This window comes from Streptomyces sp. NBC_01450 (genome assembly GCF_036227505.1).
GTDB lineage: Bacteria > Actinomycetota > Actinomycetes > Streptomycetales > Streptomycetaceae > Streptomyces.
Map to the genome: position 1 here is coordinate 7071263 of NZ_CP109480.1, position 13605 is coordinate 7084867.

Annotated in this window: 10 protein-coding genes and 1 tRNA gene; 7 read left to right on the forward strand and 4 right to left on the reverse strand. The window is 69.7% G+C overall.

The genetic code is table 11. The features are described from left to right. Nucleotides 1-37 precede the first annotated feature (37 nt). Together OG568_RS31540 and OG568_RS61500 are read left to right on the forward strand one after the other, a co-directional pair. On the forward strand, nucleotides 38-1198 hold the full coding sequence (locus OG568_RS31540; RefSeq protein WP_329533984.1) for an ROK family transcriptional regulator: 1161 nt from the start codon (nucleotides 38-40) through the stop codon (nucleotides 1196-1198). Nucleotides 1199-1408: 210 nt separating this feature from the next. Then, nucleotides 1409-2485, forward strand: a complete 1077-nt coding sequence (locus OG568_RS61500; protein ID WP_443077793.1) for a hypothetical protein — start codon at nucleotides 1409-1411, stop codon at nucleotides 2483-2485. 53 nt (nucleotides 2486-2538) lie between these two features. Here the strand turns inward: OG568_RS61500 and OG568_RS31550 are convergent, their stop codons facing one another. Further along, complete coding sequence (locus tag OG568_RS31550) at nucleotides 2539-3318, reverse strand: HAD-IIA family hydrolase (protein ID WP_329533985.1); 780 nt, start codon at nucleotides 3316-3318, stop codon at nucleotides 2539-2541. Nucleotides 3319-3663: 345 nt separating this feature from the next. Here OG568_RS31550 and OG568_RS31555 point away from each other — a divergent pair, with 345 nt between their 5' ends. The 3 genes from OG568_RS31555 to OG568_RS31565 all read left to right on the forward strand — a co-directional run bounded on the left by OG568_RS31555 (nucleotide 3664) and on the right by OG568_RS31565 (nucleotide 6277). Then, on the forward strand, nucleotides 3664-4242 hold the full coding sequence (locus tag OG568_RS31555; RefSeq protein WP_329533986.1) for a hypothetical protein: 579 nt from the start codon (nucleotides 3664-3666) through the stop codon (nucleotides 4240-4242). Between the two features lies 1 nt (nucleotide 4243). Beyond that, complete coding sequence (locus OG568_RS31560; RefSeq protein ID WP_266582653.1) at nucleotides 4244-4918, forward strand: class F sortase; 675 nt, start codon at nucleotides 4244-4246, stop codon at nucleotides 4916-4918. A gap of 342 nt (nucleotides 4919-5260) precedes the next feature. After that, the gene (locus OG568_RS31565) at nucleotides 5261-6277 is read left to right on the forward strand and encodes a glycoside hydrolase family 6 protein (RefSeq protein ID WP_329533987.1); all 1017 of its coding nucleotides are present in this window, start codon (nucleotides 5261-5263) and stop codon (nucleotides 6275-6277) included. 120 nt (nucleotides 6278-6397) lie between these two features. Here OG568_RS31565 and OG568_RS31570 read toward each other — a convergent pair whose 3' ends face one another. The 3 genes from OG568_RS31570 to OG568_RS31580 form a co-directional block, all read right to left on the reverse strand. Then, nucleotides 6398-8335: a kelch motif-containing protein gene (locus tag OG568_RS31570; RefSeq protein WP_329533988.1), complete on the reverse strand. Its 1938-nt coding sequence runs from the start codon at nucleotides 8333-8335 to the stop codon at nucleotides 6398-6400. After that, complete coding sequence (locus tag OG568_RS31575) at nucleotides 8332-10320, reverse strand: glycosyltransferase family 2 protein (protein ID WP_329533989.1); 1989 nt, start codon at nucleotides 10318-10320, stop codon at nucleotides 8332-8334. The genes OG568_RS31570 and OG568_RS31575 overlap by 4 nt, the downstream gene beginning before the upstream one ends. Nucleotides 10321-10827: 507 nt before the next feature. Continuing rightward, nucleotides 10828-10901: transfer RNA gene (locus OG568_RS31580), tRNA-Lys, on the reverse strand. Nucleotides 10902-11107: 206 nt separating this feature from the next. On the opposite strand from OG568_RS31580, the gene OG568_RS31585 reads away from it, so the two are divergent. Next, nucleotides 11108-12196, forward strand: a complete 1089-nt coding sequence (locus tag OG568_RS31585; protein WP_329533990.1) for a peptidoglycan-binding protein — start codon at nucleotides 11108-11110, stop codon at nucleotides 12194-12196. An 81-nt stretch (nucleotides 12197-12277) separates the two neighbouring features. Next, the gene (locus OG568_RS31590; RefSeq protein WP_329533991.1) at nucleotides 12278-13438 is read left to right on the forward strand and encodes an SPFH domain-containing protein; all 1161 of its coding nucleotides are present in this window, start codon (nucleotides 12278-12280) and stop codon (nucleotides 13436-13438) included. The last annotated feature ends 167 nt before the right edge of the window (nucleotides 13439-13605 follow it).

Below are 13605 nucleotides of genomic sequence, written 5' to 3' on the forward strand. Positions count from 1 at the left end.
TCGCAACGCTGTTGCCAAAGTGCAAGCGCGGGGGACAATGGCGTACGTGAACAGGACCAACACCGAGTCGGGAGTGAACCTGCTCGCCCTGCGCAGTCACAACGCGGCGCTCGTGCTCGATCTGCTGCGCACGGCCGGGGAGGGTGGCATCAGCCGGCTCGAACTCGCCGAGCGCACCGGACTGACCCCGCAGGCCGTCAGCAAGATCACCGCGCGGCTGCGGGCGGACGGACTGGCGGCGGAGGCGGGGCGCCGCGCGTCGACCGGCGGCAAGCCGCGGACCGTGCTGCGGCTCGTACCCGAGGCCGGGCACGCGGTCGGACTCCACCTCGACCGCGACGAGGTGACGGTCGTGCTCTGCGACCTCACCGGCGCGGTGGTCGCCGAGCGGCGGGTTCCGCTCGATCTGGGGGCCGGGGCGGAGGCGGTTGTCGAGTCGGCGGCGAGGGAGGTCGAGGCGCTGCTCACGGGGGCGGGGGTGTCCGTGCTGGGCGTGGGTGTCGCCCTGCCCGGGCCGCTCGACCATGTCCGGGGTGTGCTGCATCGGGTCACCGGGTTTCCCGAGTGGGACGGGTTCCCGCTGCGGGACGCGCTGGCGGGGCGGCTCGGCGTGCCCGTGGTGGTGGACAAGGACACGAACGCGGCCGCGTTGGGGATCGCGGTGGTGGGGAGTGGCAGTGGCCATGGCAGTGGCATCGGGACGACGGGGGATGTGCCCTCCGGTCCCCTCGAATCCTTCGCGTATCTGCATCTGGGTACGGGGCTCGGGGCGGGGCTCGTGATCGGTGGGGGCGTGCACCGGGGGGCGCGTACCGGGGCGGGGGAGTTCGGGCATCAGGTCATTCAGCTGGACGGGCCGCCGTGCGGCTGTGGCAACCGTGGCTGCGTCGAGGCGTTGTGCCTCGCCGCGGTGGACCGTGGTGCCGTGGGTGAGGCGGCGCGGGTGCTCGGGGTGGGCGCCGCGAATCTGGTGGGGCTGCTGGACATCGACCTGGTGCTGCTCGGCGGGCGTACCGTCGCGGCGCATCAGGAGGCGTTCGTACGGGGTGTCGGTGCCGTTCTCGAGGAACGGGCCCGGCTGGAGGGCGTGGCCGACGGGGCGGTTCCGGTGCGGGTGGCGCCCGGTGGCGCGCGCGGGGTCGCGGAGGGCGCGGCGCAGTTGCTGCTGGCGCCGTTGTTCGGGCGCGGGGAGGGCTGAGCGGCTCGGCTGTTCGGGCGCGGGGAGGGCTGAGCGGCTCGGCTGTTCGGGGGGACTTCCGCGGCCGGGCGGGGTGTATCGCGGGCGTGGCGGGGCGGTGCGGGCCGGCCGGCGTGGGACGGTCACGGGGCCGTTGCCCTGTACGCCGTCGCCCTCACCGCCCGACGCTCCCGCCCCCCTCCCGCCGCCCTTGATCGGCAAAGGCCCCTCATGCGACTGCGCAAGACCAGCCCCTTCGTCCTGACCGCCGTTGCCCCCGCCCTGGGTCTCGCGCTCGCACCGCCGCCCGCCGCCCACGCGCTCACCCCCCTCGGCTCCACCGAGAGCCCGCGCCCCACCTGTGCCGCGCCGGACACACGGGCCTTCCCCATCAAGACCCGGATCCACGGCGGGCCGGACGGCTATGACGTCGGCGGCGACTTCCGGACCTGGTACATCGACCTGACCAACACCACCGCGCACTCCTGCGGCAACATCCACCCGATCGTCGTACTCGTGGACAGCAAGCGGGTGCTGCGGCCGGAGCAGGCGCGGCTGGAGTTCTACGAGGGGGAGCGCACGCATCCCGTCACGTTCGAGAAGAGCGACCAGGACGAGAACGTCGGGGCGTTCGACGACGGGTTCCCGGGGTTCACGGTCGGACCCGGCCGGACGCTCACCGTGAAGGTCAGGCTCTCCGTGACCTCCGACGCCACCGTGCCGAACGACGTCGTCGCCAACGCGGCCGTGGTGCAGCGCCACAACAACGACGGGGACTGGGTGGGGGAGTCGAACGAGTACCGCTTCCGGATCGACAACGAGAGCAAGACGAGCGACGGGGACGTTGTGGAGGCCGGGGGCACTGGGGGGACCGGGGACACCGGGGGTACCGGGGACGGCGGGGACGGTGGGGGCAGCGGTAGTGACGGCGACAGCGACGGAGGCGGCGGAAGCGATGGCGGAGGCGACGGCGGTACCGGCGCGGCTCCCGACCCCCGCGGCACCGGCAGCAGCACCGGGACCAGTTCCGGCACCGGCACCGGGACCAGCACTGGGACGAGTACCGGCGACGACGGTGAGGGCGGCGACGGCGCCGGCGGCGGTACCGACGGCGGTGACGGCGGTGACGGTGACGCGGTGGGAGGGAAAGAGGGAAAGGAACGGGAAGGGTCCTCGGCCGCGGACGAGTTGGCCAGGACGGGGGAGGGCGCCCGCCATGGGCTCGGCGTGGGGACGGGCGTCGCGCTGTTCGCGGCGGGAGCCGCCCTGCTCGCGGTGTCCCGCTGGGCGTGGTTCAGGCGCCGTTGAGACCAGAGGCCCGGGCGGCGAACCCGGGCCGGTGGTGCGTGACGATCACACGATCAAACAAGGTCGACAAGATCCGCGATGGAGTCCACGACCTTGGTCGGGCGGTACGGGTAGCGGTCGATGTCGCCCTTGCCCGTGAGCCCGGTGAGGACCAGGAACGTCTCCATCCCGGCCTCCAGGCCCGCCAGCACATCTGTGTCCATGCGGTCACCGATCATGGCGGAGGTCTCGGAGTGCGCTCCGATGACGTTCAGTCCGGTGCGCATCATGAGCGGGTTCGGCTTGCCCACGAAGTACGGCTCCTTGCCGGTCGCCTTGGTGATCAGTGCGGCGACAGAACCGGTTGCGGGCAGGGCGCCCTCGGGAGAGGGTCCCGTGTTGTCCGGGTTGGTGGCGATGAACCGGGCGCCGTCGTTGATGAGCCGGATCGCCTTCGTCAGCGCCTCGAATGAATAGGTCCGGGTTTCACCCAAGATCACGAAATCCGGCTCCGAATCGGTCAGCACATAGCCGGCGTCGTGCAGCGCGGTCGTCAGTCCGGCCTCACCGATGACGTACGCGGTGCCGCCGGGGTGCTGGGTGTCCAGGAACTTGGCGGTCGCCAGAGCAGAGGTCCAGATGTTCTGCACCGGCACGTCGAGGCCGATGCGGTTCAGCCGGGCCTGCAGGTCGCGCGCCGTGTAGATCGAGTTGTTGGTGAGTACGAGGAAGGGCTTGCCGGACTCACGCAGCTTCTTGATGAAGGCGTCGGCCCCGGGCACCGGAACCCCCTCGTGCATGAGCACGCCGTCCATGTCGGTGAGCCATGATTCGATGGGCTTGCGCTCTGTCATGGGTGCGGACTCCTGCCCTGTTGGCCTGTGGAGTGGCCATGGTATTCATTCATTCGGCCGAAGGTCGCTGGCCTTGACCAGGGACTTCACCGCAGCGCTGCGGTGACGGGGCTCGCCCCCGGAGGATCGACGTCAGTATCTCCGCGCGATATCTACGTCAGTACCTCCGCGCGATCTCGATCCGTTCGGGTCGGGATGCCCCTCGCTGTGAGCCGCCCTTCCCGGCGGGACCGACTACTACGGCTTCGAGTCAAACCATTTGAGACCCGTATGGAGCAGTGGGGGGCATCTGAGGATGCGTCCCGGGGTTCGCGGGGGGAGTCTCCAGATATCTGGAGGTTCACGATGGGTTCATGTCGACTCGCTCTCTGTGCGCGACTCACTCTCTGCGCCGGTGCCGTTCTCGCGGCGGCGTTCACTCCCACCGCGTACGCGGCCGACGGGGGCGTCTCCGTCTCCCCCGTGTCCCCGGCCCCCGGCAGCGACATCCAACTGCGGGCGCTGGGCTGTACGGGCACGACCGGCACCGCGGTCTCGACGGCGTTCGTCGCGGACGCGCGGCTCACCGGCCAGGGCGGGGTGCTCGTCGGTGACACCCGCGTCCGCTCGTCGGCCAAGGCCGGTGCCTACGCGGTCAAGGTCAGCTGCGACGGCCGGCAGGACCGGGTGACCGGCACGGTCACGGTCGCCGCGCCGGGCGGGCCGACCGCCCTGAGGTCCGCCCTCGCCCTCCCGACCGGCCTCGCTTCACCCGTGGCCCCCGTGCACGCGGGCGGCGGCGGCACCGCGCACTTCGCCTCCGTGGACCCCCGTGCGTCGAGCCCCGGCACCAAGCACGCGGTGATCGGCCTCATCCTGGCGAGCGCCGCCGCGGTGGCGGTCGCGGTCCGCAGTGCGCGCCGGGGCCACGACACCCGCGACTGACATGTCCGACGACCTGCCCGAACACGGGCGTTCCTCCGGCGCCGGACGGCTGCTGACCGGTGTCGCCTGGGCGGTGCTGCTGCTCGGGCTGTGGCTGTGGGGCCGTGAGCTGACCGACGTACGGCTGGGGATCGCGGCTCCGACGACGGGGGACATCGCGGCGGTCGGACGACCGCCGGAGGTACGGCTGCCCCCCGCGCTGAAGCCGCTGGCGAACGCCGCGCCGCAGCGCATCGACATTCCGTCGATGGGGGTGCAGGCGCCGGTCGTGGGCCGTGGGCTCGACGGGCAGGGGGCGATCGATCCGCCGCCCTACGACCAGCCGGGCGTGGTCGGCTGGTACGCCGCCGGAGTCCGGCCGGGGGCGGCCGGAGCCGCGCTGTTCGTGGGGCACGTCGACACCGAGACCCGGCCGGCGGTCTTCTACAAGCTCAGCACGGTACGGCCCGGGCAGACGGTCCGGGTGGTCCGCGACGACGGGACGGTCGCCGAGTTCACCGTGGACGACGTACAGGTCTTCCCGCGCGACCACTTCGACGCCCGACAGGCCTACGGGCCACGGGAGTCGGGGCGGGCCGAGCTGCGGCTCGTCACCTGCGGCGGCACCTTCGACCGGGTGAGCCGCACCTACACCGCGAACGTGGTCGTGTCGGCGTACCTCACGGGCCGCGGCTGATGAGCGGGTGACCCGTGACCGGTGCCCCTGTCACCCGTTTCACCTGGCCCGGTCGGCGACCCGCTCCCCCCGAAGTCGCCGACCGGGCTGGTCCTCGACCGCGCTCGCACGGGCTGCGGGAGTAACCCGGCGGTCGGCGCGGGAGGTTCTGGGTCCGTTTGAGGCAACTCTAGAACGTATGAGCGTTCTGGCCTAGGGGGATCACGCAGGACCGGCCCGCCCACCGGGCAGCCCGTCCACGGGGCTGTAACAGCTCATCGAAAAGGGTTGGACGATCTCGTGGGCGAGGCGACACCTATGTCACGATTGACCCCAAGGACAGTGCACCCGAGGGGGAGTTGCATGTACGGCAGTAAGGGGGCCGGGGCACGGGCGTCCGTTGCGATGGTGGGGGCGTTGTTGCTGCTCGCGGGGTGTTCCTCCGGAGGCGGCGGCGACAAGAGCGACGGTTCCGGTTCCAAGGTCACACAACAGCCCAAGAACTCCGACCCGTTCTGGGTCAACCCGGCGGGCAACGCGGCCGAGCAGGTCACCGCGTACGTCAAGGCGGGCAAGAAGGACGACGCCGAGCAGATCCGCAAGATAGCCGAACAGCCGACCGGCGAGTGGATCGGACCGGAGAATCCGGAGCAAGAAGCGCGCGGCTTCACCGAGGCGGCGCAGCGGGCCGACCGGGCCGCCATCCTCGTCCTCTACGACATCCCGCACCGCGACTGCGGCCAGTTCTCGCAGGGCGGCGCGGCGGACGGCGACGCCTACAAGGCCTGGATCGACGGGGTCGCCCGTGGCATCGAGGACCGGCCCGCCACGGTGATCCTGGAGCCGGACGCGATCCTGCACCTGGTCAACCAGTGCACTCCGGAGCAGTTCCAGGAGGAGCGGTACTTCCTCCTCAAGACCGCGGTCACCAAGCTCAAGTCCCTGAAGAACACGAAGGTGTACCTGGACGCGGGCAACGCGGGCTGGGGCCACCCCGACGAGATCTTCCAGCCGCTGAAGCAGGCCGGCATCGACCAGGCCGACGGCTTCTCCGTCAACGTCTCCAACTTCTACTCGACCAAGGACTCCATCGAGTACGGCAAGCAACTGTCCGCGAAGGTCGGCGGCAAGCACTTCGTCATCGACACCAGCCGCAACGGAAACGGCCCCTACACGGCCGGCGACGCGGACGAGAACTGGTGCAATCCGCCGGGGCGCGCGCTGGGCGAGCCCCCGACGACCAAGACCGCCGATCCGCTCGTCGACGCGTACCTGTGGGTCAAGCGGCCGGGTGAGTCGGACGGGGAGTGCAAGGGGGGGCCGAAGGCGGGCGAGTGGTGGGCGGAGTACGCACTGAAGCTGGCCAAGGCATCCAAGTAACGCCAGATCCCCGCGCCCCTTCTTCAGGGGCGTGGGGAACTGACGTCATGCGGCTCCGCCGCGTGGGCCCGCTCAGCCCCCACTCACCCGAAGTCAAAACCAGCCCAACCCAGCGGAGCGCTACGGCACCTTGACCCACTGGGCCTTGCTCGGTGTCCCCTGGTCGTCCGTCACGAACAGCATGTACCAACCGGACTCCACGAGATTCCGGTTCTTCGGCACGGTCACCGTGACCCCGTTCTTCGTCTTCTTGAAGTCCAGCGCGATGGAACGCTGGTCGACGTCGGTGACGTGCGTGGACGCGCTCGGCCGTATCAGCCGGGCCGTCTTGATGGCCGCCGCGTGCCGCGAGGTGAACGTCGCCGATCCGCCGCGCGCGATCGTCTTCGGGCCGCCGGAGAGCTCGGGCCGCGAGTCCCGGTAGAGGTACGGCGGTGTGTAGATCTCGATGCGCTGCTCGAACGTGGCCGGTTTGGTGTTGGCCTTGTCCGCGTAGAGCGAGTTGGAGCCGAAGAACATCACCCGGCCGTCGGGCAGCAGGATCGAGCCCGAGTGGTAGTTGCGGCCCACCAGCGGATCGGCGACCCGGTCGAGGGTGTTCGACCTGGGGTTGTAGATCCGCGCCTGGAGGATGTCGGAGTCGCTGCGCCCCCGGTAGTCCTCGGAGCCGCCGGAGACGAGGACGGTGTCGTCGGGCAGGATCGAGGACTGCGGATAGCGGGTGCCCTTCTCCAGCTCGGGCCCGTCCACGAACCTCGGGTTCTTGTCCTTGAGGTCGATGAGCCGGGTCTTCTTGCTGGACAGCTTGGACTCGCCGACCCCGCCGCCGCCGATCACCATGTACTTCTCGTCCTGCGCGGGCGGCAGCAGCACCGTGCCGGACGTCTCCATCATGTTGGGATCGCTCAGGCCCGGCAGCTTGGTGAACTTGTTGCCGGCCACGTCCCAGATGCCGGGGTCGCGGCCCACGTTGTCCGGTCCGTAGCCCGCGTTCGAGCCCGAGTAGAACATCTTGCCGTTCTGCATCAGGGAGATCGCCGGGTAGGTCGGGAACTGGCGGATGCCCTTGGTGTACGTCCACTTCTTGGTCTTCGGGTCGAACACCTCGTTCTTGCCCGGGACCAGCTGGCCGATCTCGTCCAGACCGGAGAGGCTGAGGATCTTGCCGTCGCTCATGGTGGTGAGCGTCGGGTACCAGCGGGCCTCGTTCATCGGGTCGACCTTGATGTACTTCTCGGCGACCGGATCGAACTCGTACGCGTCCCGAATACCCTGGAAGTCCTTCTTGTCCAGGGCGAGCTTCTGCGCGATGCCGTAGGTGTTGCGGGCGTCGGTGCCGGTCAGGCCCTGGATGCGATAGTTGTCCTGGGTGCCCGTCTCGTACTTCTGGCCGCTCTTCTGGGCCTCGACGTAGATACGGCCGAGGCCCGGGTCGTTGCGCAGGAACTTGCCGGTCGCCTTGTCGAAGACCTTCTTCGCGCGCGGGACGAGCACCGGGTCCTTGGAGACGAACGTCTTGCCGTTCTCCTTGCCGGTGAACTTGGTGCCCGCGGGCAGCGTGATCGGCTTGTCCGGGTTCTCGTTGTGGACGACCATCAGGCCGCCGGCCTTGGTGACGTCACCCTTCAGCGTCTCGTACCGCTTGGTGCCGCCCGCGATCAGCAGATTGCCGTTGGCGAGCTGGGTGTGGCCCGTGCAGAACAGGTCGGCCGGCGTCGGGATCTTCTTGATGGTGCCCTTGACCGGGTCCCAGATCCGCGTGTCGAACTTCTTCGCGTCGAAGTTGTCCTGGTTGTTGCCCGAGCCCGCGATCAGCAGGATCTTGCCGGTGTGCAGCAGGGCCGCGTGGATGGTGTTCTGTCTGTACTCCTCGGGGAACTGGATGATGTCCCAGTGCCCGTTCTCGGCCTTGTACTCGGGCTTGTTGATGGTGTACTCGTGGTATTTCTCCGTGCTGAAGCGGTACACCCACGGCCCGTTCATCCCGGCCAGCGCGAGCACCACCGCTCCGCCTATCGCCAGGCGACGAGCACGGCGGCGACGGGCACCGTCTTTCATTTCTTACGTCCCCCAAGGGAAATCTGCATGGTCTGGTCAGGGCCTTTGCCGCTGCCGCCGCCCTGTGCCGCGGCCCAGCTGGGCTTGTGCTGCGGGGCGTGAGGGGCGTGCGGCGCGTGCTGTTCCTGCTGGGGCGCCGAGGCCTGGGCGGGCAGCGGCACCGTCTCCTCGGGCGAGGCGGGCGGCACCGACGGCTTCTTCTTCGCCTGGCGCAGGGCCCACTGCCAGGCGAGGATCGGCGAGGCGGTGATCAGCAGGGCGAAGGAGGCCCAGGTGATCATCGCGGGGTGGGAGTGCCCGAGCAGGAGTCCGGCGACGATCGAGCCGGCGAAGACCAGAATGAAGAACAGGTGGATCCGGAAGGTCCCGAACAGCGTGTCGGGGCTGGCCGAGTCACCCTTGGGGGTCACCACGAACTTGCTCTTGCGGCGCAGCACCGTGTCCATCAGCGAGCGGGCGTAGATCGGCGCGGAGAGCGCCGACATGATCATGCCCGCCACGCCGCCGGAGCCCTCGGGCTCGTGCGGGGAGACGTTGTGCCGGCGGTTCCACACGTACAGGCCGATCTGCAGCGCGGAGGCGTTGCCGTACAGCATCAGCCAGACCGTCGGGTCGATGTTCACACCGGACGCGCCCAGGCCCAGGAAGAGCGCGCAGCTGAGGGCCGCGAGGATCCAGTTCAGGGCGGACATCGGGTAGAAGATGATCATCATGGTGTAGTTGAAGAGCTTGCTCGGCGGCAGCGAGAAGAAGCCCTTCCAGTACTGCTTGAGGATCGTCTCGTACGTCCCCCGTGACCAGCGCAGCTGCTGGGTGAAGAAGTCCGTCCAGGCGTTCGGGCCCTCGCCGACCGCGAGGACGTCGGGGGTGTAGACCGAGCGCCACTTCCTGCCCGTCGCCGGGTTCTTAGCGCGGTGCATCTCGAAGCCGGTCGCCATGTCCTCGGTGATCGAGTCGTACAGGCCGCCGATCTGCTTGAGCGCCTTGATGCGTACGGCGTTGGAGGTGCCCACGAACATCGGCGCGCCGTAGCGGTTGCCGGCCCGCTGGATCAGCGCGTGGAAGAGGAACTGCTGGGACTCGGCGGCCTTGGTGATGGGGTTGTCGTAGTTGCCGTAGACCTGCGGGCCGATGACGAAGCCGATGTCCGGGTCGCGGAAGAAGCCGAGCATCCGCTCCAGGTAGTTGGGCAGCGGTACGTGGTCGGTGTCGACGGAGGCGAAGAAGTCGTACTCGCCGCCGTGGGCCTCCAGCCAGGCGTTGTAGTTGCCGTGCTTGGTCTTGGCGCGGTGCGGGCCCTTGGCCTGGTTCCACTGCGGGACGCCCTTGCGGGAGAAGTGGTGCACGCCCAGGCGCTCGCAGACCTCCTTCACCTCCGGGTCGTCACCCTCGTCGAGCAGCCAGACGTGCAGCAGACCCCGGTGGCGCAGCTTGACGGCCGCCTCCAGGGTCTTGGTGACCATGGCGAGGGGTTCCTTGCCGGGCACGAAGGAGGTGAGGAAGGCGACTCTGGTGCCGGTCTCCGGGACCACCGGGATGGGGTCGCGGGCGACCAGGGTGGCGTGCGCGTTCGACAGCACGTTCATGCAGCGGAAGAACTCGATCAGACCGATCGAGACCAGCATCACGATGTCGAGCACCGGCAGGAAGTCGTAGGCGGGGTAGTCGCGTTCCGTCCAGTGCTCTGGCTGGAGCAGCCAGCCCAGCAGGATCAGCGACAGCAGCGGCGCGGCACCCAGCATCAGGGCGGCTCTCACGCGGTGCGGCTCCTGGGACAGCAGGGAGCGGTACTGCACCTTGTACGGCTTGTTCGGATCGGGCTGTGTGAGGGGACCCGCGAGCCGGCTGTAGTGCTCGTAGTCGTATCTCGGCAGGGTCTTCTTGATCCTGCGGAAGTTGCTGCCGGTCCGGTGCGATGGCATCCGGAGCTGGGTCGTCTCAGACGGGTCGAAGTTCTGCCGGGCGCCCGTCGGCGTCGACGTCATGAGTCATTCCCCCCGCACGCACGTCCAGGTGCGTGTTCGTCGGTTCTTGTCGCCCGTTCGGGTCCCCCTCGACCGTCACGGACGCATGCTGGCAGATCGGCATCACCACGTCCTTCATATGGCGAAGACACAGAAATGCGACCTTCCGGTTGCATGATGCCCCCCTCGGCATCGGTTCATGAACGGGGCCCCCAACCCCCCATGGACGCAACCGGCCATACCCCCAACTGTCAGGTATCGACAGTCCCTTGAAGCCCAGGGTTCTACGGTGTCCGTCATGATCGCAAGATGCGAAACGCGGTGTTAACCGGTCATACGCGCTAATTGGGACGCGTGTACGAAGATGGGGTCACTGCCCCATACGCCGGGCGCATATGCCCGGCCTGTATGCGGGTCTTTGTGCCTGTTGCGCCCATTAGGGGTCCGCCCCGTCACGCCTGCCCCGCCCGCCACCCCACCCACACGCCGAAGGGCCCCTCACGTTGGTGAGGAGCCCTTCGGTGTCGGTGCGCCGCCAGGGACTCGAACCCCGGACCCGCTGATTAAGAGTCAGCTGCTCTAACCAACTGAGCTAGCGGCGCCTGCTGACCCGAGAACTCTACCCGACCGAGGAGGGTGCTCCGGACCGCGGAGGGGTCGTGAGGTGGGCGGTGAGTGGTCCCGGATCGGCTGGAAGTGGTCCTTGTACATCATTCGGACCGTCAACATGCGACAAGAGACGACAGTTGCGAAACTGGCGCGTGTGCAGAAGTGCGGAGATATGGACCTGCGGTGTGAGGGGAATCTCATGGAGGCTCCGGTATTCGAGGAATTCGATCCCGCGAGCGACTGTGATTGCCCCGGATGCGCGCACTGGCGGCGCGTCATTCCCCCTTCCGCACTGCCCGGGCCCGTGGGCCATCCGGCGGCGCGGGGCGCGCTGCTGCTGGCCGCGGCGGCCGGCACGGTCATCGCCGGGAGTCAGCCGGCGCCGGCCGTGGCCGTCGCGCACGGACCCGTCCGGCCGGGCGACCCGAGGGGTGACGAGTCCGACACCCCGCAGGGCGGCAGGGCCCCGCTGCACGGCAAGACGGGTCCGGCGAAGCCGGGGGCCGGGGGCGAGCTGCCCGCGACCACCCGGGCGGCGATCATCAACCGGGCCAAGAAGTGGGTCGCCTCGCAGGTGCCGTACAGCATGTCCGAGTACTGGTCGGACGGATACCGGCAGGACTGTTCGGGCTTTGTCTCGATGGCCTGGAGTCTGCCGGGAAACGAGTGGACGGGCAGTCTCGACACGTTCGGCGTACGCATTTCACGCGACCAGTTGCAGCCCGGCGACATGCTTCTCTTCCATAATCCGGAGGATCCCGAGAACGGCTCGCACGTCGTCCTTTTCGGCGGCTGGTCGGACTACACCCACACCTATTACCTCGCCTATGAACAGGTCCGCCCGCACACCCGCGGACAGTCCACCCCGTACGCCTACTGGACCAACTCCCCACGCTTTGTGCCCTACCGCTACAAGGGGCTGACCGAGGCGAGGGGCGGGCCGGCGGGGCCGCAGGCCTGGTCCTACCTGGTGGGCAAGAAGGGCAGGGACATCCCGGCGGTGGGAGGGGCGGGAACGAAGGGTTCCTCGGCCCCGTCCGTGGCGTCCGGGCCCGGTTATCCGGGGCGCGGGCTGTTCCGGCCGGGTGCCGACAACGAGTCCGTCACCCGGCTCGGGGAGCAGCTCGTGAAGAAGGGGTTCGGCAAGTACTACACGTCGGCTCCGGGCCCGCGCTGGGGTGAGGCGGACCGGCGGGGCGTCGAGGCGTTCCAGCGGGCGCAGGGCTGGCGCGGCGGCGCGGCGGACGGCTATCCGGGGCCGGAGACCTGGCGCCGGCTCTTCTTGTGACCAGGCCGGTGACAGGGCTCGCACCAGGGCTGGTCACCCGGCCGGGATCACCCTTCCACGCGCGGAGGCATGGAGGCAGCTATGAGTACGACGACTTCACCCACCCCGGAGTCCGGAGGGACGCCGGAGGGCGGCGGTACCTCCCGGCCCGCCCGGCTCATCCACAACGAGGCGACCACCGAGATCCCCGTCCATCTGCTCTTCCGGGACGACGCCGAACCGGTGTCCGTGCCGCTCGCGCCCGCCGTCGTGGGGCGGCGGCGCGGCACGGGCGAACAGCCCCGGATCCGGCGCCCCGCGCTGGGCCGGACCCCGCGCCCGGTGCCGGAGGTCGACCCCGAACTGGTGGAGCGCCCCGCACCGGTGCTGCCCGGAGTGGCGGGTGTGCTGGCCGGGGCCTGCGGGGTGGCCGGATGTGTACTCGCCTCCTGGTGGTCGGGTGTGCTGCCGCACACCGCGGGGAGGGCGCTCGGGCTGCCCTGGCACGCGGGCAGCGGGCTCGGCCCCGCGCAGTGGGCCGCGTACGCCGGGGCCGGCGCGCTCGGGCTGTTCGGGTTCGGCGGGCTCACCCGCGGCCGGACCGGGCGCGCCTGGGTGCTGGGCCTCTTCGGCCGCTATCGGGGCACGGTCCGGCGCACCGGGTTGTTGTGGATCAACCCGATGGTGCTGCGGCGCCGGGTCGACGTACGGCTGCGGCACTGGCGCAGTGAGCCGATGTCGGTGGTCGACGCGAACGGGGTCGCGCTGCGGGTGGTGGTGCTCGTGGTGTGGCGGGTCAAGGACACCGCGCGGGCCACGCTCGGCGTCGAGGACCACGAGACGTATCTGCGCGAGTGTGTGGAGGCGGCGATGTCGCGGATGCTCTCGCAGTTGCCGGCCGAGGCGCCGCCCGCGGTCATCAAGGACGTGGCGACCCTGCACAACACGGACGCCGTCGGGGAGGTGCTCACCGGGATGATCGCCGCGGACACCGCGCCGGTCGGCCTGGAGGTGTTCTCGGCGCAGCCGACCCGGATCGAGTACGCCCCCGAGGTCGCGGCCGTGATGCAGCGCCGCCGGATCGCGACGCTGGACGCCCAGCACCGCGACACCGTGCTCACCTCCGTCGTCGACTCCGTCGAGGACACGGTGACCCGGCTGACCATGCGCGGACTGGTCGAACTCGACGACTACGAGCGCAAGGCACTGGTGAAGGACCTGACGGTGGCGTTCTACACGGGGCACAGGGAGGCCTCGCCGTGACGGGGGCCGACGGCGGGGCGGTGACGGGGACGGGCAGCGGGGCGGTGACGGGGACGGGCAGCGGGGCGGTGACGGGGACGGGCAGCGGGGCAGCGGGGCGGTGACGGGGACGGGCGGCGGGGCCGTGGCGGGGACGGACAGCTTGGCGATTGGTCTGGACATGTTCA

Bases quoted from the DNA above. Each gene is read 5' to 3' on its own strand.
- OG568_RS31540 (WP_329533984.1), top strand. From the start codon at position 38: ATGGCGTACGTGAACAGGACCAACACCGAGTCGGGAGTGAACCTGCTC.
- OG568_RS61500 (WP_443077793.1), top strand. From the start codon at position 1,409: ATGCGACTGCGCAAGACCAGCCCCTTCGTCCTGACCGCCGTTGCCCCC.
- OG568_RS31550 (WP_329533985.1), bottom strand. From the start codon at position 3,318: ATGACAGAGCGCAAGCCCATCGAATCATGGCTCACCGACATGGACGGC.
- OG568_RS31555 (WP_329533986.1), top strand. From the start codon at position 3,664: ATGGGTTCATGTCGACTCGCTCTCTGTGCGCGACTCACTCTCTGCGCC.
- OG568_RS31560 (WP_266582653.1), top strand. From the start codon at position 4,244: ATGTCCGACGACCTGCCCGAACACGGGCGTTCCTCCGGCGCCGGACGG.
- OG568_RS31565 (WP_329533987.1), top strand. From the start codon at position 5,261: ATGTACGGCAGTAAGGGGGCCGGGGCACGGGCGTCCGTTGCGATGGTG.
- OG568_RS31570 (WP_329533988.1), bottom strand. From the start codon at position 8,335: ATGAAAGACGGTGCCCGTCGCCGCCGTGCTCGTCGCCTGGCGATAGGC.
- OG568_RS31575 (WP_329533989.1), bottom strand. From the start codon at position 10,320: ATGACGTCGACGCCGACGGGCGCCCGGCAGAACTTCGACCCGTCTGAG.
- OG568_RS31585 (WP_329533990.1), top strand. From the start codon at position 11,108: ATGGAGGCTCCGGTATTCGAGGAATTCGATCCCGCGAGCGACTGTGAT.
- OG568_RS31590 (WP_329533991.1), top strand. From the start codon at position 12,278: ATGAGTACGACGACTTCACCCACCCCGGAGTCCGGAGGGACGCCGGAG.